Here is a 24,032-nt window from a genome sequence, read left to right as displayed (position 1 = left end):
TCAGGGATAGGTGGTCAGGTACACCTGCTGGTTGGCCGCGTTCGCGGTGCCACCGGCGTTGTTGATCACCCGGTTGATGGTGCCGACGCCTCCGAGCGAGACGGTGACCATGTTCGTGAAGCGCACGTTCGGGTTGGTGGGCACCTCGAAGGCCCGCTCCTCCACGACGGCGGGGTTGACGTTGAAGTAGCTGTAGCTGCCCAGCCCGAACGCCTGGTGGCTGGTCACCGAATCGGCCACCTTGTACGCGGCGTAGCCCCGGGTCGACCCGTTCATCCAGGCCGCCTGGTTGGGCGGGTCGTAGGGCAGTTCGTTCTGGTAGAAGTACGTCCGCCCGCCGTTGCCGTTCCAGATGGTCTGGTACTTCTGGTAGTGCTCGACGAAGAGGCCGTACATGGTGACGTTGTCGCCGTTGACAGTGAGCCCGGTGTCGGCGGTGTTCAGCGTCCACCCGGTCGGTACGCCGCTGGCCGCGTGGTCGGCCCGCCACAGCCACATGTGGTCGCCGATCACGTTGTCGCTGTTGACGGTCAACGTGTTGGTGGCCTTGCCGACGTGGGGCCCGCCGATGCGGAAGAACACATCGTGCAGCGAGGTCGGGTTGCTGGCGTGGCTCGCGGACGAGCCGGACGGCCCGACCTCCATCAGCACCGGCGAGTTCGTCGTGCCGGCCTCGAACATGATGCCGGCCACCTTCACACCGTCCACATCGGCCACCCGCATGCCCACCGCGCCGTTGTCGGCCTGGATGGTGGCCAGGCCGAGACCGAGGACGACGGTGTCGGCCCGGTTGACCTGGATCGGCTCGGTGACGTGGTGCACGCCCGGGGTGAAGAGCAGGTGCCGCCCCTGGGCGAGGGCCGCGTTGATGGTGGCGGCGCTGGTGCCGGGCTGGACCACGAAGAACTGCGACAGCGAGATGGACGAGCCGGCCGGGGTCTTGTTGTACCAGCTGGTGCCTGTCGAGTTGGTGCGCAGCGCGGGCACGAAGACCCGGTACTCACCGGTGCCGTCGACGTAGAGGAACGGCTTCTCCCGTATCTGTGGGGTCTGCGGGATGACGGTGTGCGACGGGTTGGGAAAGCTCGGCGCGGGAGCGCCGTTGACGCCCTGGAAGACCATGTTCCACACCGAGCCGGTCCAGCCGTTACCGAACTCGCTGTTGCGGGAGTACCACTGCTGCTGCGAACCGGAGACGACCAGGCCGTCGATGCGGGTGTCGGCCATCAGGCCACCGCTGGACCAGCCGTCGCCGCCGTTCCAGAGCTGGATCTGGTTCTGCGCGCCGCGCAGGTGCATCCGCCGGTACGGCGCCGCCTGCGACACCGCCCACCGCTCCACGGTCTGCCCGGCGGGCAGGGTGACCGACAGGTTCTCGGCGGCCCGCCAGAAGTTCTGGGTGGCGTTGCCGCCGAACCAGAACGCCTCGGCACGCACGTGGCCGTTGAGGTTGACGTCGTCGGGGCTCATGCCGAGGCCGGCGACCTGGGTGAAGAAGCCGAGGTTGACGTCGGCGGTGTAGTTGCCGGGCTTGAACAGCACCGCGTGGCGCTGCGGGCCGAACTGGTTGGTCTCCTGCTGGGTGAAGAGGGTGTTCAGTCGACTCTGGATGGTCGACGTCGGCGTGCTCGGGTCGAAGACGTAGGTGTTCGGCCCGAGGTTGGGGTTGTACGGGTCGGTAGTGCCGACCGGGGGTTCACTGGTGCCGCCGGTCGTGTTCACCGCCAGCTCCCACAGCGAGTAGCCGTAGGCGGTGCCCCGGGCGGTGCCGTGCATCCGCAGGTAGCGCCCGCTGCCGGTGACGGTGAGGGACTGCGTGCCGCCGGTGGCCGTAGTGGTGGAGTAGATCGTCGTCCAGGTGGCCCCGTCGGCCGAGGTCTGGAGCTGGAAGGCCCGGGCGTACGCGGCCTCCCAGGTGAGAACCACCCGGCAGATGGTGCGGGTGCTGCCGAGGTCGACGCGCAACCACTGCGGGTCGCTGGCGGTGCTGGCCCAGCGGGTGCCCGGGTTGCCGTCGACCGCCGCGGACGCCGCGAGGCCGGCGTCCTGGCTGGACGAGGCGGTCGCCGGGCCGCCCTGCGCGACGTTGGTGCTGCCGCAGGTCGGCGTGCTGCCGCCGGTCTCGCCGTACACCTGGAACTCCCAGAGCGAGTAGCCGTAGCCGGTGCCCCGGGCGGTGCCGTTCATGCGTACGTAGCGGCCGGCGCCGGTGACGGTGAGGTTCTGGGTGCCGCCGGTGCCGGCGGTGGTCGAGTAGATCGTCGTCCAGGTGGCACCGTCGTCGGAGGTCTGGAGCTGGAAGGCCCGGCCGTAGGCGCCCTCCCAGAGCAGGTTCACCTGACTGATGGTGGCCCGGGCGCCCAGGTCGACCTGGAGCCATTGTGGGTCGCTGAACGCGCTGGCCCAGCGGGTGCCGGTGTTGCCGTCGACGGCCGCGGAGGCCGAGGTGCCGGCGTTCTCGCTGGACGAGGCGGTGGCGGGGCGGCCCTGGGACAGCAGGGTGGGTGCGGCCTGCGCGGGAGCTGTGGCACCGGTCGGGGTGAGCGCCGCGACCAGGGCCACGGTGAGCCCGACCAGCAGATGCCGGACGACGCGTCGAGGACGCGGGCGTACGGATATTGCATGAGATGTCATGACATCGCCTGTCGATAGGGGGCTACGAGGGGGTGCCGCGTGGATGGGATCGGCTCGCCCCGTGGCGCCGTGGGTGGTGCCGCCGATGCGGCGTCGCGGGTCGGAGAGCGCTCTCGTAGGAGTGTTGCGGCGAGATTGCGACGGCGTCAAGACATCGATCTATAACTTCGTTATTTATCCCGAGGATTCTTTTTGGGTAATTTGCCGACGGCGCAGCAGTCGTTCCCGCTCAGCGGCGGACGCCACCCTCGGTGAGGAAGCGGGCGATCGGGAGAGTTGCCGCGCCCAGCGCCACCGCGTCGACCCCGAGCCGGCACAGCTCGATCGACGCCTGCTCGTACGGCTGGCGCAGCGCCTGCCGACCGGCGGCCTCCCGCACGGCCGGCAGCAGGTCGCCGAGGGCCATCGCCGCCCAGCCGCCGAGCACCACGCGCTCCGGGTTGAACAGGTTGATCAGGTTGGCCACCCCGGCGCCGAGGTACCCGGCGGTGTCCTCCAGCACCCGTCGGGCGGTGGCCGAGGTCTCGGCGGCGGCGACCAGCGCGGCGATCTGAGACTCCTCATCGTCGCCCGGCACCGGTCGACCCCGGCGCGCCTCCCGGTAGCGGTCGATGATCGCCTCCGCGCCCACGTACGCCTCCAGGCACCCGCGCGCGCCGCACCGGCAGACCCGGCCGCCGTACACCAGGGTGGTGTGCCCCCACTCCCCCGCGCTGCTGGACGCGCCCCGGTAGGTGGCGCCGTTGGTCACCACCGACGCGCCCACCCCGGAGCCGACAAGCGCGAAGACGGCGTGCCGGGCGCCACGGCCGGCGCCGAACCACATCTCGGCCTGGCCGAGGGTCTTCGCGCCGTTGTCGATGTGCAGCGGAAGGTCGGTGCCAGCGCCGATCAGACGCTCCAGCGGCACCCGGTCCCAGCCGAGGGCCTGGGCGTGCACGACGGCCTCGGTGCCCTGCTCGACCACGCCGGAGACACCGATGCCGACGCCGAGCACGTCGCCGGGGGCCACCCCGGCCTGGCCGGTGACCGCCTCGATGCCGGCCAGCACGTGCCCGGCCACCAGGTCGGGCTCGGTGCGGGCCGGGTCGAGCGGGTACTCGACGCTGGCCAGCAGGGTCATCGCGAAGTCGAACAGCTCCACCCGGACCCGGGTCTCGCCGACGTCCACGCCGATCAGGAAGGCGAAGCGGGGCGCGATCCGCAGCAGCATGCTGGGCCGGCCGCCGTCGGACTCGGCGGCGCCGACCTCGGCGACCAGCCCTTCGTCGATCATGTCGGCCACCACGTTGCTGACCGCGGGTTGGCTCAGCCCGGTGCTGCGCACCAGGTCCTGCCGGGTGAGCGGGCCGTCCAGGAAGAGCTTGGTCAGCAGGGCGGACCGGTTGCGCAACCGCACGCTGCGGTTGGTGGCACGCGCCAGCTCCACTCGTCACCTCGTTCCCGTCGGCCGTTCGAGGCGACTGTAACCGCCTCGTGCTTGACGACCCACCGGCCAGCAACTTTAATGACGACATAAATTAAGCCGTGATGTAACTCCCGGGAAACGCCGACGGACCCCGACGGCGCACCCCCGAACCCTGTCCGCAGCCGGCCCCCCGTCGCCCGACCCCTATCGGTGACGAAGGCCGGCGGACCCCCACCACGCACCGGAAGGGCTGACCCGTGTCGAGACGACACCTCGGGATATTCACCGCCGCCGTACTGGCGGCCGCCTCGCTGACCGCCTGCGGAGGCTCCGGCGACGACTCCGCCGCATCGCCGAAGACGCTCACCTACTGGGCCAGCAACCAGGGCGCCAGCCTGGAGGCCGACAAGACCATTCTCCAGCCGGAGTTGGACAAGTTCGAGAAGCAGAGCGGGATCAAGGTCACCGTCGAGGTGGTCCCCTGGTCGGATCTGCTCAACCGCCTGCTGGCCGCCGCCGCCTCCGGCAAGGGCCCGGACGTGGTCAACATCGGCAACACCTGGTCGGCGTCGCTGCAGGCCACCGGCGCGCTGGTCGAGTTCGACGACGCCGCCCTGCAGGCCGTCGGAGGCAAGGACCGGATCGTGCCCGCCGCGCTCGCCGCCGCCGGCGCCCCCGGCAAGCCGCCGGCCGCCGTGCCGCTCTACAGCATGGCGTACAGCCTGTACTACAACAAGAAGTCGTTCGCCGACGCCGGCATCACCGCGCCGCCGACCACGTGGGAGCAGCTCGCCGAGTACGGCAAGAAGCTGAGCACCGGCGGCAAGTGGGGCCTGGCTATCGAGGGGGCCAACCCGTCGGAGAACGCCCACCACGCCTTCACCTTCAGCCAGCAGTACGGCGGCGAGTGGTTCGACTCGGCCGGCAAGCCGACCTTCGACACCCCGCAGAACGTCTCGGCGATCAAGCGGTACATCGACTTCATGGCCGCCGACAAGATCACCAACCCGAGCAACGCCGAGTACGCGCAGAACCAGTCGGTCTCCGACTTCGCCAACGGCAAGGCCGCCATGCTGCTGTGGCAGTCCGCCGGGTCGAACCTGAAGACGCAGAACATGCCCGCCGACGCGTACGGGGTGGCCCCGGTGCCGTTCCTGGCCAGCCCGCCGGCTGGCGGCAAGAAGGTCAACAGCATGGTCGCCGGGATCAACATGGCGGTCTTCAAGCACACCAAGAACAAGGACGGCGCGCTGAGCTTCGTGAAGTTCATGACCAGCGACGAGGAGCAGACGATCCTCAACAAGACGTACGGCTCGCTGCCGGCGGTGAAGACCGCTGCCTCCGACCCGGCGTTCAGCGCCACCGAGCAGAAGACCATCCAGGAGACCCTTGTCACCACCGCGGCTCCGCTGCCGCAGGTCCCCGATGAGAGCACCTTCGAGACCCTGGTCGGCACCGCGATGAAGGAGCTGTTCGCCGACGCGGCCAGCGGCAAGCCGGTCACCGAGGCGTCGGTGAAGGCCAAGCTGACCGACGCGCAGCAGAAGATGCGCTGACCCAGGCGTCACCGGTGGCCGTGGTCGGGCGCTGAGCCCGACCATGGCCACCGCCTCCGAGAGGACCCCGATGGCAACCAGCACCACCGCGCCGGACGCCGACCGACGCGAACCCCGGGCCGGCGACCCGGCCCGGCGGCCGGCCCGCCGGCCCCGCGGCCCCCGCCGCTCGCTCCTGCCGTACCTGCTGCTCGCACCGGCCGTCGTGCTGGAACTCGCCATCCACGTGATCCCGATGGTGGTCGGGGTCTGGATGAGCCTGCTGGAGCTGACCCAGTTCCACATCCGTGACTGGTCCACCGCGCCCTTCATCGGGCTGGAGAACTACCGGGCGACGCTCGACCTCAACAGCGCCGCCGGCAAGGAACTGCTGCACTCGTTCTGGATCACCCTGGCCTACAGCCTGCTCTCGGTCGGGTTCGCCTGGCTGCTCGGCATCTCGGCGGCGGTGGTCCTGCAACGGCCGTTCCGTGGACGCGCGATCCTGCGGGCGCTGTTCCTCACCCCGTACGCGCTGCCGGTCTACGCCGCCGTGATCACCTGGAGTTTCCTGCTCCAACGCGACACCGGCCTGGTCAACCACGTACTCGTGGACCAGCTCGGGCTGATGAACGAACGGCCGTTCTGGTTGATCGGCGACAACAGCTTCTGGTCGCTGCTGGTGGTGTCGGTCTGGCGCAACTGGCCGTTCGCGTTCCTGTGCCTCATGGCCGGGTTGCAGAACGTGCCCGGTGAGCTGTACGAAGCCGCCGCCATCGACGGCGCCGGGTTCTGGCGCCGACTGCGCTCGGTCACCCTGCCGATGCTGCGGCCGGTCAACCTGGTGCTGCTGCTGGTGCTGTTCCTGTGGACGTTCAACGACTTCAACACCCCGTTCGTGCTGTTCGGCGGTTCCGCGCCCGAGCAGGCAGACCTGATCTCCATCCACATCTACCGCAGCTCCTTCAAGACCTGGGACTTCGGCTCCGGGTCGGCGATGTCGGTGGCGCTGCTGCTGTTCCTGCTGGTCGTCTCGGCCGCGTACCTGCTGATCACCAACCGTCGGAGGGACGACCATGCGTGAGACCGCCGGTGAGCGTTGGGGCCGGCGCATCGTGCTGACCCTGCTCACCCTCTTCGTCGTCATCCCGCTCTACGTGATGGTCACCTCGGCGGCGAAGCCGTTGCAGGACGTGCAGAACGGCTTCACCTGGTGGCCCAGCCGGCCCACCCTGCAACCGTTCATCGACATGTGGAGCACCGTGCCGCTGGCCCGGTACCTGGTGAACAGCCTGGTGGTGTCCAGCATCGCGGCGATCTGCTCGGTGGCGGTGGCCATCTTCGCCGCGTTCGCGGTCAGCCGGTACCGGTTCCGCGGCCGGGGCCTCTTCTCGGTCACGGTGCTGTCCACGCAGATGTTCCCCGGCATCCTGTTCCTGCTGCCGCTGTTCCTCATCTACGTCAACCTGGGCAACGCCACAGGCATCGAGCTGTACGCCAGCCGCACCGGCCTGATCATCACGTACCTGACCTTCTCGCTGCCGTTCTCGATCTGGATGCTGGTCGGCTACTTCGACTCGATCCCCCGGGGGCTGGACGAGGCGGCGCAGGTCGACGGCGCAGGGCCGCTGCGCACCTTGTTCCAGGTCATCCTGCCGGCCGCCGTGCCCGGTGTCGTCGCGGTCACCGTGTACGCGTTCATGACCGCGTGGGGCGAGGTGCTCTTCGCCTCGGTGATGACCGACGAGGGCAGCCGCACCCTGGCCGTCGGCCTGCAGGGCTACTCCACCCAGTTCAACGTCTACTGGAACCAGATCATGGCCGCCTCACTGGTGGTCAGCATCCCGGTCGTCGTCGGGTTCCTGGCCCTACAGCGCTACTTCGTCGCCGGCCTCACCGCCGGCGCTGTCAAGTGAGTCATCCACACCCAGAGGAGAACCGACCCGTGCCCGACCTGTCCAAGCTGCCACCCGACTTCCTCTGGGGTGTCGCCACGGCGGCGTACCAGATCGAGGGGGCCGTCGACGTCGACGGCCGGGCGCCGTCCATCTGGGACACCTTCTCGGCGACCCCCGGGACTGTCGACAACGGCGACACCGGCGCGGTGGCGTGCGACCACTACCACCGGTGGCCGGAGGACCTGGCGCTGGCGCGCCGACTCGGCGTGGAAGCGTACCGTTTCTCGGTGGCCTGGCCCCGGGTCATGCCCGACGGCGTCGGGCGGGTCAACGCCGCCGGGCTCGACTTCTACGACCGGCTCGTCGACACGTTGCTCACCGACGGGATCCGACCGTTCGTCACGCTCTACCACTGGGACCTGCCGCAGGTCCTGCAGGACCAGGGTGGTTGGCCGGAGCGCGCCACCGCCGAGGCGTTCGCCGACTACGCGGCGGTGGTGGCCGCCCGCCTCGGTGACCGGGTCGCCGACTGGTGCACCGTCAACGAGCCGCTCTGCGTGTGCTGGATCGGGCACCTGGAGGGCAACATGGCCCCCGGCGAGCGGGACCTTACCCGGGCGGTGCACGCCTCGCACCACGTGCTGCTCGGGCACGGCCTGGCCACCCAGGCGATCCGCGCCAACGCCGCCCGGCCGGCCTCGGTCGGTCTGGTGGTCAACCTCAGCCCGATCGAGGCGGCGACCGACCGACCCGAGGACGTCGCGGCGGCCCGCCGGGCGGACGGACACGTCAACAGGTGGTGGCTGGACCCGATCCACGGGCGTGGCTACCCGGCCGACATGATCGCCACCTACGGGGTCGAGCCGCCGGTACGTGGCGACGACCTGGCGGTGATCGCCACGCCGACGGACTTCCTCGGGGTGAACTACTACTTCCGTCAGCTGGTGGTCGACGACCCGACCGGCGCGGCCCCGTACGCCCGGCAGGTGCCGGTGCCCGGTTCGGTGGAGACCGCGATGGGCTGGGAAATGTACCCGGCGGGCCTGGAGCGGCTACTCGTCGACGTGCACGAGGAGTACCGGCCTAGCCGGATCATCGTCACCGAGAGTGGCTCGGCGTGGCCGGACGAGGTCACCCCGGACGGCACGGTGGAGGACAAGGAACGCACCGACCACCTGGAGCAGCACCTGGCCGCGTGCGCGGCGGCGGTGGCCCGAGGGGTTCCCCTGGACGGCTACTTCGTCTGGTCGTTGCTGGACAACTTCGAGTGGGCGTACGGCTACGACAAGCGCTTCGGGCTGGTGCACGTCGACTACACCACCCAGCGTCGGACGATGAAGGCCAGCGGTCTGCGCTACGCCGAGTTGATCCGCGCCCACCAGCGGCTCGCCCGTACGACCGGGACGGCCGCACCGGTGGCCTGATCGGGGGCGGCGCGAGCGGCCGCCCGGGGTGTCGACCCCGGGCGGCCGCTCGGCGGCGCTCAGATCCGGGGCAGGTCGGCCGGGGTGTCCACGTCGACCGGGGACCCGACGTCGTCACAGGGCACCTCGACCACCAGGTCCGGTCGGTCGCGCAGCAGGTCGCGAGCGCCCCGGTCGCCGACGGCGTACCCGCTCAGCAGCGGCCAGGTTCGTCGAGTCAGCAGGATCGGGTGTCCGCGCCGGCCGGCGTAGGTGGCGACCGCTATGACCGCACCGTCGGCGTATGCCGCGCGCACCCGGCGCACCGCGATCGGGCTGAGCAGCGGCTGGTCGACGAGGACCACGACGGCGGCCGGCGCGGCGGCTGGCAGCGAGGCCAGGCCCTTCAGCAGCGACGAGCCCAGTCCGTCGAACCAGCGATCGTGCCGGACCAGTACCGCGCCGGGCAGATCGGGCATCTGGTCGGCGCCCGCGCCGAGCACCACGTGCACGGGCGTGCAACCGCCGTCGCTGAGCAGCGTGATCCCGCGCCGCACCAGCGGCACGCCGTCCAGCTCGACCAGCGCCTTCGGGCGGCCGTACCGCCGCCCGGCGCCGGCCGCCAGCAGCAGCCCGGCCGTCACCGGCATCACCCCCGTACGAAGGGCTTTGCGTTATTCGCCCTGAAATATACTGACAAAGCTAGTCTGGGCCCGTGCAGGGCGGAGGAGAGAACGCGACGACGATCGACGAGCGCCACTCGTCCCGGGTGACGGTCGAGGTCAACGGCGCGTCCCGCGAGGTGACCCTGGACAACCGCACCACACTGCTCGACGCGCTGCGCGAGCACCTCGACCTGACCGGGGCGAAGAAGGGCTGCGACCACGGCCAGTGCGGCTCCTGCACGGTGCTCCTCGACGGCCGGCGGGTGAAGAGCTGCCTGGTCTTCGCGGTCACCGTGGACGGCCGGTCGGTGCTGACCGTCGAAGGGCTGGCCGGGCCGGACGAGCTGTCCCCGTTGCAGGCCGCTTTCATCGCGCACGACGCGTTCCAGTGCGGCTACTGCACCCCCGGGCAGCTCTGCTCCGCCCGAGGCATGCTCGACGAGGTCTCCCGAGGTTGGCCCAGCGCCGTCACCGACGACCTGAACACGGCCGCCGAGCTGACCGACGCGGAGATCCGCGAGCGGATGGCCGGCAACCTGTGCCGCTGCGCCGCGTACCCGCACATCGTCGCGGCCGTGCGCGAGACGGCGGCGTCCTCGTGAGGGCGTTCCGCTACCACCGGCCCGCCGACGTGGCCGAGGCGGTCGCCGTGCTGGCGGCCGAGCCGCAGGCCGCCTACCTGGGCGGCGGAACCAACCTGGTGGACCTCATGAAGCTCGGGGTGCAACGCCCCGACGTGCTGGTCGACGTGACCCGGCTTCCGCTCGACACCGTCGAGGAGCTGCCCGACGGTGGGTTGCGGATCGGCGCGACGGTCCGCAACAGCGACCTCGCCGCCCACCCGGTGGTGCGCCGCGACTACCCGGTGCTGGCCCGCGCCCTGCTCGCCGCCGCCTCCGGACAGCTGCGCAACATGGCCACCACCGGCGGCAACCTGTTGCAGCGCACCCGCTGCGTCTACTTCCAGGACACCGGCAAGGCGTGTAACAAACGGGAGCCGGGCAGCGGTTGCGCCGCTCTGCACGGCCAGAACCGCGACCTGGCGGTGCTGGACTGGTCCGAGCAGTGCGTGGCCACCCACCCGTCCGACCTGGCCGTCGCGCTAGCCGCGCTCGACACGGTGGTGGAGGTGCACGACGCCGACGGCCCCCGTGACGTCCGGATCGCCGACTTCTACCGCTCCCCCGGCACCCATCCGGAACGGGAGACCACACTGGCCCGGGGCGCGCTGATCACGGCCGTGCGGCTGCCGCCCCTACCGGCCGCGCGCCGCTCGACGTACCTCAAGGTGCGCGACCGGGCCTCGTTCGCCTTCGCCGCCGGCTCGGTGGCCGCAGTGCTGGACCTCGACGGGGACGTGGTCCGCGACGTGCGTCTGGCGTACGGCGCGGTGGCGCACCGGCCGTGGCGGGCGTACCGGGCCGAGGAGGAGCTGCGCGGTCGTCCGTTCAGCCCGGAGCTGGCGGCCCGGGCCGCCGACGCGGAGCTGGCCGAGGCGCGCCCCTTACGGCACAACGGCTTCAAGCTGCCCCTGACCCGGGCCATCACCGTGCGGGCGCTCACCGAACTGGCGTCGTCGTGAGCACCGGGGCGGTCGGACGGGCGTACCCCCGCCTCGAAGGCCCGGCGAAGGTCACCGGCACGGCCCGGTACGCGGTGGAGTACCCGATCGACGGGGTCACCTACGGCTGGGCGGTGCCGTCGGCGGTGGTACGGGGGCGGATCACCCGGATCGACACGACCGAGGCGTTGGCGTCGCCCGGCGTGCTGGCCGTGGTGCACCACGGCAACGCGCCTCGGATGGCGCCCGGCCCGCAGCCGGAGCTGCGGCTGTTGCAGGAGCCGACTGTGCACTACCGGGGGCAGTACGTCGCCGTGGTGGTGGCCACCAGCCTGGAGGCGGCCCGCGAGGGCGCCCGACTGGTCCGGATCGACTACGACACCGGCCCGCACAGCACAGTGCTCACCGACGACCATCCCGGCCTGTACAAGCCGGACCAGGTCAACCCCAGCTATCCGACGGACACCGCCGAGGGCGACTTCGACGCCGGGTACGCGGCCGCCCCGGTGCGGGTGGACGTCACCTACCGGACGCCGGCTTACCACAACAACCCGATGGAACCGCACGCCACCACCGCGCAGTGGCACGACGGTCGACTCCTGGTGCACGACTCCACCCAGGGCGCGACGCCGGTGCGCGCCACCCTCGCCGAGCTGTTCGAGCTGCCGCCGGAGTCGATCCGCGTCGTCGCCGAGCACGTCGGCGGCGGCTTCGGCAGCAAGGGGTACGCCAAGGCGTCGGTGGTGCTGGCCGCCCTCGCCGCCCGGCACGTGGACCGCCCGGTCAAGTTGGCGCTGACCCGCCAGCAACTGTTCGGGCCGGTCGGCTACCGCACCCCCACCATCCAGCGGGTCCGCCTCGCCGCCGACACCGACGGCCGGCTCACCGCCATCTGCCACGACGCGATCAGCCAGACCTCGACCATCCGGGAGTTCGCCGAGCAGACCGCCGTCTACACCCGCAGCATGTACGCCGCACCGCACCGCCGCACCACGCACCGGCTGGTCCGCCTCGACGTGCCCACGCCATTCTGGATGCGCGCCCCCGGTGAGTGCCCCGGCGCGTACGCCCTGGAGTCCGCTGTGGACGAGCTGGCCATCGCCGTCGGCATGGACCCGGTGGAGCTGCGCATCCGTAACGACACCGCTGTCGACCCCGACCAGGGACGCCCGTTCACCAGCCGCAACCTGGTGGCCTGCCTGCGCGAGGGCGCACAGCGGTTCGGCTGGTCCGGTCGTGACCCGTCGCCCCGGTCCCGACGCGACGGGCGCTGGCTGATCGGGACCGGGGTGGCCGGGTCGAGCTACCCGGCCCGAGCCCGGCCGTCAACGGCGATGGCCACCGCCCGGCCCGACGGGAGCTTCCTGGTCCAGATCAACGCCACCGACATCGGCACCGGCGCCCGGACGGCGATCTGGCAGGTGGCCGCCGACGCGCTCGGAGTGCCGCCGGAGCGGGTGGAGATCCGCATCGGGGACAGCGCGCTGCCGACGGCGGCGCTGGCCGGTGGCTCGATGGGGACCGCGAGCTGGAGCTGGGCGGTGATACGCGCCGCGCAGGCGCTGCGCGAGAAGCTGCACGACGGCGGGCCGCCGACCGGCGAGGTGACCGCCGAGGCGGACACCACCGAGGAGGTGGGCGGGCAACCCGCGCTGCCCCGGTACGCGTACGGGGCGCAGTTCGTCGAGGTGCGGGTCGACGCGGACACCGGCGAGGTACGGCTGAACCGGATGCTCGGGGTGTTCGCGGCGGGGCGGGTGGTGAACCCGACGACGGCGCGCAGTCAGCTCATCGGCGGCATGACGATGGGGCTGTCGATGGCGCTGCACGAGGAGGGCCTGCTCGACGAGCGGTACGGCGACTGGGTCAACCACGACCTGGCCACGTACCACATCACCGGCTGCGCGGACGTGGAGTCCATCGAGGCGTACTGGCTGGACGAGCGCGACGACGAGCTGAACCCGGCCGGGGTGAAGGGCGTCGGCGAGATCGGCATCGTCGGCGCCGCCGCGGCGGTCGCCAACGCCGTGCACCACGCGACCGGCGTACGGATCCGGGAGCTGCCGATCCGGCTGGACAAGCTCATCGGAATATCAGACTTGGCTTAAATAAGCCGTCAGTGATACAACTGTCGTCGTGCACGCCTTCGACGTGCTGGGCGATCCGGTCCGGCGCCGCATCCTCGAACTGCTCGCCGGTGGCGAGCAGACCGCCGGCGCGGTCAGCGCGGTCATCCGCGAGGAGTTCGGCATCTCCCAGCCCGCCGTGTCCCAACACCTGAAAGTGCTGCGCGACAACGGCTTCGCCACAGTGCGGCCGGAGGGAGCCCGGCGGCTCTACGCGGTCGACCCACGCCCACTGCGCGAGGTCGACGGCTGGCTGGAGCACTTCCGCCGGTTCTGGACCCCACCCCTGGCGGCACTCGCCACCGAGCTGGCCCGGGGCCGACGTGAGCGTCGGCTGCGCGGGCCCGCCGATCCACCCGATGAGAGGAACACCTGATGTTCGACGCCACCGAGCAGATCAACGCCGTCCAGCGGAAGGTCGGCAGCCGCAACCTTGAAGCCGGTGAGGCGCGGGTCACCACGATCAGCCAGACCTACCAGGCGACGGCCGAGGATCTGTGGGACGCCTGCACCAGCGCCGAGCGCATCCCGCGCTGGTTCCTGCCGATCTCCGGCGACTTGCGGCTGGGCGGCACGTACCAGCTCCAGGGCAACGCCCACGGCACCGTCGAGAGCTGCGAGCCGCCGCACCGCTTCACCGCCACCTGGGAAATGGGCGGCGAGGTGAGCTGGATCGAGGTGCGCGTCACCCCGGTCGGTGACGAGCGGGCCCGTCTCGACCTGGACCACATCGCGCACGTCGACCAGGACCGGTGGGCCCAGTTCGGGCCGGGCGCGGTCGGTGTCGGCTGGGACCTCGGACTGCTCGGCCTCGCCTCGCACCTGGCCGCCGACGGCAGCGGGATCACCCCGGAACAGGGCGCCGAGTGGACCGCGTCCGCCGAGGGACGACGGGCCATGGAGCTGAGCAGCCAGCTGTGGTGCGAAGCGAGCATCGCCGCCGGCACCGACGCCGACGAGGCGAAGGCCGCCGCCGAACGCACCACCGCCTTCTACACGGGCGACCCGGCAGCCTGAGCGCGAGACGAGGCGGCGGCTCGGCAGGCGAGGCGGCGGCGGGCGGCGGCGCGACGGGCTGGGCGGGGCGCGAGGCGGCGGCGCGACGGGCTGGGCGGGGATCGGAGTAACGTGCTGCGGCATGACCGGCACGCCGTACTCGCACTGCTCCTACTGCGGCGCCGCCTACCCGCCGGCCGCCGGATGGCCGCGAGTCTGCGCGGTCTGCGGCGAGACCGTCTGGCGCAACCCGCTGCCGGTGGCGGTCGCGGTGCTGCCGGTCCGCACCGCCGAGGGCCTGGGAGTGGTGGTGGTCCGCCGGGACATCGAGCCGGCCCGCGGCCTGCTCGCGCTGCCCGGCGGCTTCATCGAGTACGGCGAGGAGTGGTCCGACGCACTCGTGCGGGAGCTGCGGGAGGAGACCGGCCTCATCGCGGCGGCCGAGGACGCCCGCCTGTTCGCTGTGCACGGGGCGCCGGCGGGCGGCACGATGATGGTCTTCGGAGTGCTGCCCGAGCGGGCGGCCGAGGACCTGCCACCGTCGGCGCCGACCGAGGAGGCGACCGAGTGGCTGGTGCTCACCGACCCGGTCGAGCTGGCCTTCTCCACCCACACCCGGGTACTCGCCGACTTCCTGACCCCCGGCCACCACGCCTGACCCCACCGTCTGACCCCGCCAACCGCCCGATTCGCCGGCGGCCCAGCGGCGGAAGATCGAGCACGATCTTGCGGGACGAAACGGGACGGGGTGTCTGGCTGTTATCGAGGGTGGACCTCGTCGGTGCCGGTCAGGTAGCCGCTGGCCTGGAGTTCGAACAGCTCCCGGTAGAGGCCGCCGGCCGCCATCAGCTCGTCGTGACTGCCCTGCTGGACGAGGCGGCCCCGCTCGAGCACGAAGATCCGGTCCGCGTGCCGGACGTTGGCCAACCGGTGGGTGATCAGGACGACCGCCCGGTCGGGGTGGCGGCGCAGGTGTTGGAACAGGGCGTGTTCGGCGCGGGCGTCCAGTGCCGCCGAGGGTTCGTCACAGATCAGCAGGGCCGCGTCGCGGTAGAGCCCCCGGGCGGCGACCAACCGCTGCCACTGCCCGCCGGACAGCTCATGGCCGTCCTTGAACTCGCGGTCGAGCAGGGTGTCGTAGCTGTGCGGCAAGCCGATGATCATGTCGTGCGCGGCGGCCGCGTCGGCCGCTTCCTGAACGGTGGGGCCGGAGCGCCCCGGTGGGCGGTCGTGCCGTCCGACGCGGATGTTCTGACCAGCGGTGAAGGGGAACTTCCAGTACTCCTGGGTCATCACCGCCACCTGGGCGCCGAGAGCACGCGGGTCCAGCTCGGCGGCGTCGACGCCGTCCCACCGGATCACCCCACCGGTGGGCCGGTACAGCCCGGCGATCAGCTTGGCCAGGGTGGTCTTTCCGGAGCCGTTCTCACCGACGAGCGCGATCACCTCTCCGCGCCGGATGGTCAGGCTGACCCGGTCCACCGCCGGGGTGTCGGTGTCCGGGTAGCTCAGGCTCACCTCGTCCACCTCGATCACGTCGACGGCGTCGGCTACCCGGTCGCCGCCGACCGGCACCCGGGCATGGGCGCGGGCCAGGAAATCGCGGTAGTCCTGGTAGTAGAGGGCGTCCTCGTACAGTGAGTTCGTGGCGACGACCGCGACGCCCAGGCTGGTCCGCGCGGACTGCAGGGCGAGCAGGGCGGTCGCCGCGGCGGCGAGGGCGACCATTCCGCCCAGCAGGAGGCCGCCGAGGACCGCGTACACGCCGAAGGTGGCCAGCCCCGCCACCGTCGCGCCGACCACCCGCGTGCCGGTCTGTGCCCGCACCAGCCGCAGCTGGGCGCGGGTCTCGACGGCCATCACGCCGCGGTACTCGGCGAGCAGAAAGTCGCGCATCTGGTAGGCACGCACCTCGGCGGCGGTGTGCCGGTTGGCCATCAGGTGGGCGAGCATCCACATCCGCCGTCGGCGGGTGATCCGAGCCAGCATCGCCAGATACTCCCGGCGAGCCATCCGCACCGCCGTAATCCCCTGGGGCACCGCGGCGAGTAGCAGGCAGGGCAGCAGCAGCGGCTGGATGACGGTCACCGCCACGGCGGTGGCGAGCATGCCGACCACGCCGGTGACCAGGTTGACGGTGTGGTCGACGATCCACGCCGCCTCCCCCATCCCTCGATCGCGCACCCGGTCCATCTCCTCGGCGAACCCGGCGTCGTCGAACGCTGCCAGGTCGACTGCTGTGGTGGCCTCGAACAGCCGCAGCTCCACCTGGTAGTTGATCTGCGGGGTCAGGCGGGCCTGGGCCCAACCGGCCGCGATGGTGAGGCCGCCGCGCGCCGAGACGGCCGCTGCGGCCACGATCAGCGCCGGCAGGGCTGAACGCACCCGGTCCGGGGTGGGCCCGGCGGCGAACAGCTCCCGCAGCACGGAGGTCGTGGCGAGCAGGCCGAAGGTGGTCATCACCCCGGCGGCGACGTTCAGGCCGATGGAGGCGAGAGTGTCCATACGGTTGGTGGACCAGGCCAGCGCCACCGCCTCGCGAACCAGTCGGGGCAGCCGCCGGGCCACCGCCCAGAAGCTGGTGTGCGCGAACGTGCTCGCGTGGTGCATCCAGGCGGCGTCCTCCAGCTCCGGCAGCACTGAGCTGCCACCGGCCGGGTCGATCGGTCGGTCGTCGTCCTCGGCAGCGGTGCGCTGGCGGGCCATCGACTCCACGGACCCTCCTCAGGGCGGGGATCACGAACGCCGCCCGAGACTACTGCCCGCGACCATCCACTGTCTCTAGGTAGTCGGCGCGTCGCGTGGCCCGTCCGGTGGCCCCTCGGTGATCGGCAGCAGGACCCGGAAGGTGGTGCGGCCCGGCTCGGTCTCCACCCGGATGTCGCCGTGGTGTTTGTGCACCACGATCCGGTACGAGATGTCCAGCCCCAGACCGGTGCCCGCGCCGACCGGCTTGGTGGTGAAGAACGGCTCGAAGATGCGCGGACGCACCTCCGGCGGGATACCCGGCCCGGTGTCGGTGATCTCCACAGTCAGTTGGTCGCCGACCCGTCCGGTGCGGACGGTCAGCACACCCTTCTCCCCCATCGCGCCCAACGCGTTGTCGATCAGGTTGGTCCACACCTGGTTCAGCTCGGCCGCGTACGCCGGGACGGGTGGGAGGTCCCTGTCGTACTCGCGGACCAGCTTGACCTCGGCGGGGATCTTGCCCTTGAACATCACCAGCGTGGCGTCGAGCAGGTCGTGCACGTCCACCACCCGGTGCGGCGCGCGGTCCAGCTGCGAGTACTGCTTGGCGGCACCCACGAGCCCGGAGATCCGGGTGACCGCGTCGCCGATCTCGCGCATCAGCAGCTCGGTGTCGACGGTGTAGGTGAGCCAACGCACCGCCGCCTCCAGGTCCGCGGCGCCGACCGCTGCCTTGACCTGCGCCAGCCAGGCCGCGTCGAGCCCACCGCCGACCAGGATCGGCGCCAGGTCCCAGGCCCCGCCGACGCCATGGTCCTCCAACCAGTCGGTGAGGGTGTCCTCGGCGTCGGCGGTGGCCATCGGGGTCAACTTCGGCGCGGTGGCCACCCGGGCGACCGCCTCCTCCTGCAACGCGACCAGGCCGTGCAGGGCGCTCCCGTCGAGCCGGCCGTCGGCGATCATGGCGAGTTTGTGCCGCATCCCGGCGACCCGGTCCCGCAGAACCGACGTGGCCCGCACCGCCGCCGCGGCCGGATTGTTCAGCTCGTGGGTCAACCCCGCCGAAAGCGAACCGAGGGCCAGCAACCGCTCCCGCTCACCGACGATGGCCTGGCTGTCCCGCATCCCGAAGAACAACCCCTCCAACAGGTGCATGGGCATCGGGAACCAGGACCGCAGGGCGTACGCGAAGTCCTCCGCCGGCAGCACGAAGAACTCCGCGTCGGTCACCGCCCGCAGGCTGTTGCGGTAGATCTGCTCGACCTGGTCGCCCAGGTACGCCTGAGTGGCCCCGCCGTACACCCCGCGCTGGTCGGTCCGGCTGACCTCGACGTCGTCGCCGCGCACCAGGCGACTCAACGCCACCGCCCCGCGCACCAGCACGAAGAAGCAGGTCGCGGGCTCACCCTCGCCGTACACGAGGGTGCCGCCGGCGCGCTGCTCGACCCGGCCGTGCTCGGCCAGCCAGTCGAGCTGCCCTTCGTCGAGCGCCTCGAACAGGAACAGAGTGCGCAACTGCGCCGGTGTCAGCCGGTCAGACTCGGTGGTCACAGGGACTCCTTCGCTCGCGACTGCGGGGCTCGCAAACCCGGCTCACTCCTCGCGCTCACAGGGACTCCTTCGCTCGCGACTGCGGGGCTCATTGGGCCTCCAGGTAGCGGTGCACCAGAGACACCGCCATCGCACCCTCGCCGACGGCCGAGGCGACCCGCTTGACCGACTCGGCCCGCACGTCCCCGGCGGCGAACACGCCCGGCACGCTGGTCTCCAGGTGGTACGGGTCGCGCGACAGCGACCAGCCGGCCGGCCGCCGCCCTCCGGCGAGCAGATCCGGACCGGTCACGATGAAACCACGGTCGTCGCGGACCAGCACCCCGTCCAGCCAGTCGGTGCGGGGCTCCGCGCCGATGAAGATGAACAGCCAGGAGGCGTCGACCGAGCGGGCCTCCCCGGTACGGGTGTCGCACAGGGTGAGCCGTTCCAGGTGGTCCTCCCCCGCCCCGCCGACAACAGCGGTGTGCGGGTGCACGGTGATCCGGTCGATCCGTTCCAGCTGGTCGATCAGGTAACGCGACATCGATGCGGTCAGGTCCGCACCACGGATGAGCAGGTGCACCCTCGACGCGTACCGGGAGAAATGGACCGCCGCCTGGCCGGCGGAGTTGGCCCCGCCAACGATGTAGACGTCCTGCTCGACGCAGCTCGGCGCCTCGGTGGCGGCGGCGCCGTAGAACACCCCCCGCCCGGTGAAGTCGGCCAGCCCCGGAGCGTCGAGCACCCGGTACGACACGCCGGTGGCCAGCACCACCGTGTGCGCGGCGATCTCCGTGCCGTCACCGAAGCGCAGCAGTCGGGCACCACCGGCCTCGCTGAGACCGACCACCTCCCGGGCGCTGAGCAGCTCGGCGCCGAACTTGACCGCCTGCCGCCGAGCCCGATCGGTCAACTGCGCGCCGGAGACACCGTCCGGGAAGCCCAGGTAGTTCTCGATGCGGCTGCTCTGCCCGGCCTGACCGCCGGTCGCCCGTCGCTCCACGAGCACCGTGCGCAGTCCCTCCGACGCGCCGTACACGGCCGACCCGAGACCGGCAGGGCCGCCGCCGATCACCACCAGGTCGTAGAAGTCACACGCCGGCACCACCGTCAACCCGGCCAGCGCGGCCAACTCGGCCTCGCTCGGGGCGACCAGTGCCTTGCCCTCCGCCGTCACCACCAACGGCACGTCCGCCTCGGTGGCCCCGGCCGCGTCGAGCAACCGGACGCCCTCCGGATCGTCGGACAACAGCCACCGGTACGGCACCAGGTTGCGGGCCAGGAAGTCGCGGACCTTGAACGACGGCGCCGACCAGCGGTGCCCGACGACCCGGATCTCCGCGCTGGCCGCGTCCGGGGTGACCGCCCACGCCTCCAGCAGCCCGTCGACCACCGGGTACAGCTTCTCCTCCGGCGGGTGCCAGGGCTTGAGCAGGTAGTGGTCCAGGTCGACCACGTTGATGGCCTCGATCGCGGCGTCGGTGTCCGCGTAGGCGGTGAGCAACACCCGGCGGGCCGCCGGGAAGATGTCCATTGCCGCTTCCAGGAACTCGACGCCAGTCATCTCCGGCATCCGGTGGTCGGCCAGCAGCAGCGCCACCTGTTCGCCGCGCAGTTTGACCTCGCGTAGGGCGTCCAGCGCCTCCGGCCCGGAGGACGCCCGCAACACCCGGTAGCGGTCGCCGTAGCGGCGCCGGATGTCCCGGGCCACCGCCCGGGACACCACGGGGTCGTCGTCGACGGTCAGGATCACCGGGTTCGCCATGGCGCCATGAAATCACCTGCCGAGGGTCGACCGCACCATCGCCGAGGCCCGGCGCACGGTTGACCGCCCCACAGGCGGGTAAGCCGGGGAGCCGTGTGGGTGGCCGGCCATCGACGCCCCGCCGGCTGCCGCGCACACCTCGGGGGGCCCATGGCGGACGCGACACCGACCGGACCGACGACGTCACGCGGGATCGTGGAGCTGCGCGTGCACGGTGTCTCCGGCGCGGGAGCGGACCAGGTGTTGGACCGGCCGTACGTGCACCAGGTAGCCGGGGACCGCAGCGGAGGTTTCTACCGACCGCGCCCCGGCTATCCGGACTCCACCGGGACGGACGGGGTGACGCTGGAGGCGTACCGCTGGAGTGACCTGCCGTCCGGCACGGCCGTGCGGACGCTGTCACTGGTCTTCCTGCTGCCGTTCATGCTCTGCAACGTGGCGCTCTGGATGCGCCCGGCGAACACCGTCTCGCAGCGTGGCTTCATGGCACTGTGCCGGGTGCTCGCCCTGACCCTCACCATGCTCTACGTGCTCTCCATCGTCGGGGTGGCGCTGGACCTGATCGCCTGGCGCTGCATGGACACCCCATCGTGCCTGGCCGGCCGGAACTGGCTGTCCTGGCTCGGCGGGCGCCCGGCCGGGCTGCGCCTGGGTGTGCTGGCGCTCGTGCCGGTCGCCGCCATCGGGCTCGTCTGGTGGCTGGGCGCTCGCCCGGGCCATTCGTTCGACGCGTTCCGGACGCCGTCGACCCCGACGTCGAAACACCAGTTGAGCGCCGTCGGCCAGTGGGACGGCGAGCCGCTGGTGGGTCGACTGCGCTCGGTCCACGTCGCGGTGGCGTTCGCCACGCTGAGCGCCAGCCTGCTGGCCGCGCGAGCCAGCCAGCACCGCTCGTGGGTGATGGTGACCCTGCTGACGGCCACCGCGGCGGTGCTGCTGGCCTGCCTGGTCCTGGTCACCGTGGTGCCGAGCATCGACCGCACCGACCCGTCGCCACGGGTGGACGGGGCCTTCCGCGGGCTACGCACCATCGCCTGCGGCCTGACGATGCTGGTGATCGTGCACGTCGTCATCAGCCCGGCACCCTGGCCACAAGGTGGTGCGCTACCCGGTTACGGCGCGATCGTGGCCTGGCTGTTCGTCAGCCAGACGGTGCTGGTGGTAGCGCTCGCCGCGCTGGTGATCTGGCGGCGGGGCGGCGGGCAGAGCCGGTCACCCATCCGCGCCTTGGGAGCACCGGTCTTCATGACGATCTCGGCCGGGCTCGCCGTGGCGTTCTCGGCCGAGCTGGTCTACCGGGTGGCGGACCTGCTCGATCGCAAGGGGACGACAGCGGACGGCCTGGAGACTAGCCCTCCCCTGGCGTACAAATGGGCGATCTTCGGGTTTTTCCTGGCCGTGGTGACCGCACTGCTGGTGGCCGGCCTGGTCACCAGGCTGACCCGGCGCGGGCGGCGACGGGCCGCGCGGGCGATCGTGGCCGCCGACTTCCCGGAGGCGCCGCCACGCGCGGCGGCCCGGCTGCGGCGGGTCGAGCAGGCCGTGGCCCGGGCCCGCTTCACCGAACGGTTGGAACCGCTCTCCGTGGTGTACGCCGGCCTGGCGGCGCTCGGCCTGGCCACCAGCGTGCTCGGCCTGCTCCAGCTCCCACCCGGCGACGTGGCGCAGCGCTACATCGGCGTGCCGGAAGGGATGGTCAACTTCCTGATCGGTTCGGGTAGCTACGTGATCGCCGCGATCCTGCTCGGCCTGGTGGTGGGCGGCATCTTCGCGTACCGGACGGCGCAGTTCCGCCGGTACGTGGGTGTGCTCTGGGATCTGGGCACCTTCTGGCCCCGGGCGGCGCACCCGTTCGCGCCGCCCTGCTACGCCGAGCGGGCCGTGCCGGAACTGGCCAAGCGGATCACCTACCTGGTGGAACAGGGGCAGGGTGTGCTGCTGGCCGGGCACAGCCACGGCTCGGTGCTGCTCGCCGCCACGGTCCTGCAACTGCCCACCCGGATCACCGAGCGGGTGGCCCTGCTGACGTATGGGTCACCGCTGGGCCGGCTGTACTCCCGGCTGTTCCCCGCCTACGCCGACGAGCCGGCGCTGCGGGAGATCGGCGAACGGATCGGCTGGCGCTGGATCAACCTTTGGCGCGACACCGACCCGATCGGCGGCTGGATCTTCGCGTCCCACCGACCGGGGGAGGCCGAGACGCTGACCGGTCCGCCGGCGACCGTGGACCGGAGGTTGACCGACCCGCAGGACGTGGTGCCGGCGCCCAGCGACAGCGTTCCACCACCGATCCTCGGGCACTGGCCGTGCGAGTCGCAGGATGCGTTCGGGGAGGCGGTACGCGACCTCAGCGCACGACTGCTCCCCGCACGCCCGGCACGCGACTGAGCCGGCCGGCACGACTGCTCCGGCGGCCGGATATCGTCGCCTGGTGACCCCGTCCACGCCACCCGCCCGCCGGTTGATCGCCTCGAACAAGAAGGCCCGGCACGAGTACACAGTGCTGCGCACGTACGAGGCGGGCATCGTGCTGGTCGGCACCGAGGTGAAGTCGCTGCGCGAGGGGCGGGCCTCGCTGGTCGACGCGTTCGCGCACGAGCGCGACGGCGAGATCGTGTTGTACGGCCTGCACATCGCCGAGTACACCTACGGCACGTGGACCAACCACGCCCCGCGCCGCAACCGCAAGCTGCTGCTGCACCGCGCCGAGATCGACCGGATCCTGGACAAGGTCCGCGAGGGCGGGGTGACCCTCGTTCCTCTGTCGATGTACTTCGAGAACGGCTACGCCAAGGTCGAATTGGCCCTCGCCAAGGGCAAGCGCTCCTACGACAAGCGGCAGACACTGGCCGAGCGCGACGCCAACCGGGAGATCGCCCGCGAGCTGGGCCGGCACCTCAAGGGCCACCCCCGCCGGCCCTGACGCCGCAACGGGTCCTCCGCGCGCTCTCAACGTGCGGCGCATTCGCAAGGCCCTTCGCGGGCTCTCGTCGCGAGCGCCGTCGCACGCGCTGCGAGCGGTCGCCTCCGCACGCATGCTCTCGCGGGCGCCTTCGCGTGCGCGCTCCCGCGGGCGCCTTCGCGCAGGCGCTTCGCAGGCGCGTTCGCATGTGCCTGCGTGCGGTCGCGGCGTGGCGCGCCGGGACATCGTTGACGTCGTCCGAGAGACGTGGTCTGCTCAGTCGACGCCGTTGTTGAAAACGGTAATCATTAGCTGAAGCGGAGGAGAACCATGTCACTCACCGTCCCGCCCGCCCTGCTCGACGCCGCCGAACGCGGCCCCATCGACGACGAGGCGTTCATCGCCTGCGTCCGCGACTCGCTGCCGTACGCCTGGGCCACCGTCAGCCGGGTGGTCGCCGAACTGCAGGCCGGCGACGCCGACCTGGCCGACAACGTCGTCCCGCCGCCCACCGACGCCGACCGGGGTCAACTGCTCCGCGCGCTGGCGAGCGACGCGATCCGCGGTGGCCTGGAGCGGCACTTCGGCGTACGCCTGGCCTTCCAGAACTGCCACCGCGTCGCCGCGTTCCGCCCGTCGGCCGTCGACAGCGAGCGCTACCGCCGCTTCGTGTCGACCCGTGGCCAACTGCTCAACCAGTCCCCCGAACTCCGCAACTGCTGACCGTAGAGGCGGGCGGGCTCACGCGAGCCCGCCCGCCACACACCCCCAGATCTGAGCAACTTCCCGGATGGTGCTGCCTTCGATGCGGGAGAGGCAGCAACATCCCTGATGTTGCGCGGATCTTGACGACGGACACCGGTCCCGACCGCCCGGGAGCGAGGTTTGGGCCACCCTGCGTCTCGCGTCTCGCGTCTC

The 24,032-nt window shown here is 71.5% G+C and carries 19 protein-coding genes; 13 read left to right on the top strand and 6 right to left on the bottom strand.

Going from position 1 to position 24,032, the window contains the following annotated elements; genetic code table 11:
• Both NIE111_RS21580 and NIE111_RS21575 read right to left on the bottom strand, forming a co-directional pair.
• Complete coding sequence (locus NIE111_RS21580; RefSeq protein WP_238686105.1) at positions 1-2,634, bottom strand: discoidin domain-containing protein; 2,634 nt, start codon at positions 2,632-2,634, stop codon at positions 1-3.
• Positions 2,635-2,863: 229 nt separating this feature from the next.
• Positions 2,864-4,063 (bottom strand): ROK family transcriptional regulator, encoded by a 1,200-nt coding sequence (locus NIE111_RS21575; protein ID WP_238686104.1) that lies wholly within the window; start codon positions 4,061-4,063, stop codon positions 2,864-2,866.
• A 236-nt stretch (positions 4,064-4,299) separates the two neighbouring features.
• On the opposite strand from NIE111_RS21575, the gene NIE111_RS21570 reads away from it, so the two are divergent.
• The 4 genes from NIE111_RS21570 to NIE111_RS21555 all read left to right on the top strand — a co-directional run bounded on the left by NIE111_RS21570 (position 4,300) and on the right by NIE111_RS21555 (position 8,899).
• Positions 4,300-5,598, top strand: a complete 1,299-nt coding sequence (locus NIE111_RS21570) for an ABC transporter substrate-binding protein (protein ID WP_238686103.1) — start codon at positions 4,300-4,302, stop codon at positions 5,596-5,598.
• Positions 5,599-5,668: 70 nt separating this feature from the next.
• On the top strand, positions 5,669-6,661 hold the full coding sequence (locus tag NIE111_RS21565; protein WP_238686102.1) for a carbohydrate ABC transporter permease: 993 nt from the start codon (positions 5,669-5,671) through the stop codon (positions 6,659-6,661).
• Positions 6,654-7,493 (top strand): carbohydrate ABC transporter permease, encoded by an 840-nt coding sequence (locus NIE111_RS21560; RefSeq protein ID WP_238686101.1) that lies wholly within the window; start codon positions 6,654-6,656, stop codon positions 7,491-7,493. The genes NIE111_RS21565 and NIE111_RS21560 overlap by 8 nt, the downstream gene beginning before the upstream one ends.
• 29 nt (positions 7,494-7,522) lie before the next feature.
• Positions 7,523-8,899, top strand: a complete 1,377-nt coding sequence (locus NIE111_RS21555; protein ID WP_238686100.1) for a GH1 family beta-glucosidase — start codon at positions 7,523-7,525, stop codon at positions 8,897-8,899.
• Positions 8,900-8,958: 59 nt separating this feature from the next.
• On the opposite strand, the gene NIE111_RS21550 is transcribed toward NIE111_RS21555, so the two are convergent.
• On the bottom strand, positions 8,959-9,528 hold the full coding sequence (locus NIE111_RS21550) for a nucleotidyltransferase family protein (protein WP_238686200.1): 570 nt from the start codon (positions 9,526-9,528) through the stop codon (positions 8,959-8,961).
• A gap of 119 nt (positions 9,529-9,647) precedes the next feature.
• Between NIE111_RS21550 and NIE111_RS21545 the strand changes: the two genes are divergently transcribed.
• The 6 genes from NIE111_RS21545 (at position 9,648) to NIE111_RS21520 (ending at position 14,884) form a co-directional block, all read left to right on the top strand.
• On the top strand, positions 9,648-10,145 hold the full coding sequence (locus NIE111_RS21545; RefSeq protein WP_238686199.1) for a 2Fe-2S iron-sulfur cluster-binding protein: 498 nt from the start codon (positions 9,648-9,650) through the stop codon (positions 10,143-10,145).
• Positions 10,142-11,125: an FAD binding domain-containing protein gene (locus NIE111_RS21540; RefSeq protein ID WP_266302355.1), complete on the top strand. Its 984-nt coding sequence runs from the start codon at positions 10,142-10,144 to the stop codon at positions 11,123-11,125. Before NIE111_RS21545 ends, NIE111_RS21540 begins: the two co-directional genes overlap by 4 nt.
• Positions 11,122-13,212 carry a xanthine dehydrogenase family protein molybdopterin-binding subunit gene (locus NIE111_RS21535; protein WP_238686099.1) on the top strand — a complete coding sequence of 697 codons (2,091 nt, stop codon included), beginning with the start codon at positions 11,122-11,124 and terminating at the stop codon, positions 13,210-13,212. Before NIE111_RS21540 ends, NIE111_RS21535 begins: the two co-directional genes overlap by 4 nt.
• A gap of 28 nt (positions 13,213-13,240) precedes the next feature.
• Positions 13,241-13,606, top strand: coding sequence for an ArsR/SmtB family transcription factor (locus NIE111_RS21530; protein ID WP_121654606.1), 366 nt, complete (start codon positions 13,241-13,243; stop codon positions 13,604-13,606).
• Positions 13,606-14,247, top strand: a complete 642-nt coding sequence (locus NIE111_RS21525) for an SRPBCC family protein (protein ID WP_238686098.1) — start codon at positions 13,606-13,608, stop codon at positions 14,245-14,247. Before NIE111_RS21530 ends, NIE111_RS21525 begins: the two co-directional genes overlap by 1 nt.
• 121 nt (positions 14,248-14,368) lie before the next feature.
• Positions 14,369-14,884: an NUDIX domain-containing protein gene (locus NIE111_RS21520; protein ID WP_238686097.1), complete on the top strand. Its 516-nt coding sequence runs from the start codon at positions 14,369-14,371 to the stop codon at positions 14,882-14,884.
• Positions 14,885-14,985: 101 nt separating this feature from the next.
• On the opposite strand, the gene NIE111_RS21515 is transcribed toward NIE111_RS21520, so the two are convergent.
• The 3 genes from NIE111_RS21515 to NIE111_RS21505 all read right to left on the bottom strand — a co-directional run bounded on the left by NIE111_RS21515 (position 14,986) and on the right by NIE111_RS21505 (position 20,212).
• Positions 14,986-16,932 (bottom strand): ABC transporter ATP-binding protein, encoded by a 1,947-nt coding sequence (locus tag NIE111_RS21515; protein ID WP_238686197.1) that lies wholly within the window; start codon positions 16,930-16,932, stop codon positions 14,986-14,988.
• A 75-nt stretch (positions 16,933-17,007) separates the two neighbouring features.
• The gene (locus NIE111_RS21510; protein WP_238686096.1) at positions 17,008-18,465 is read right to left on the bottom strand and encodes an ATP-binding protein; all 1,458 of its coding nucleotides are present in this window, start codon (positions 18,463-18,465) and stop codon (positions 17,008-17,010) included.
• Positions 18,466-18,553: 88 nt separating this feature from the next.
• Positions 18,554-20,212, bottom strand: coding sequence for an NAD(P)/FAD-dependent oxidoreductase (locus NIE111_RS21505; protein ID WP_238686095.1), 1,659 nt, complete (start codon positions 20,210-20,212; stop codon positions 18,554-18,556).
• A 150-nt stretch (positions 20,213-20,362) separates the two neighbouring features.
• Here NIE111_RS21505 and NIE111_RS21500 point away from each other — a divergent pair, with 150 nt between their 5' ends.
• The 3 genes from NIE111_RS21500 to NIE111_RS21490 all read left to right on the top strand — a co-directional run bounded on the left by NIE111_RS21500 (position 20,363) and on the right by NIE111_RS21490 (position 23,837).
• Entirely contained in the window at positions 20,363-22,600 is a 2,238-nt protein-coding gene (locus NIE111_RS21500; protein ID WP_238686094.1) for a hypothetical protein, read from the top strand.
• Between the two features lie 43 nt (positions 22,601-22,643).
• A complete protein-coding gene (gene smpB, locus NIE111_RS21495) occupies positions 22,644-23,135 on the top strand; it encodes an SsrA-binding protein SmpB (RefSeq protein WP_238686093.1) in 492 nt (163 codons plus the stop codon).
• Positions 23,136-23,444: 309 nt separating this feature from the next.
• The gene (locus NIE111_RS21490; RefSeq protein WP_238686092.1) at positions 23,445-23,837 is read left to right on the top strand and encodes an SCO5389 family protein; all 393 of its coding nucleotides are present in this window, start codon (positions 23,445-23,447) and stop codon (positions 23,835-23,837) included.
• Positions 23,838-24,032: the final 195 nt, after the last annotated feature.

This window comes from Micromonospora hortensis (assembly GCF_022230935.1).
GTDB classification, from domain to species: Bacteria; Actinomycetota; Actinomycetes; order Mycobacteriales; family Micromonosporaceae; genus Micromonospora; species Micromonospora hortensis.
The sequence above is the reverse complement of the archived record's forward strand: the minus strand, read 5'-3'. Positions and strand labels throughout refer to the sequence as shown.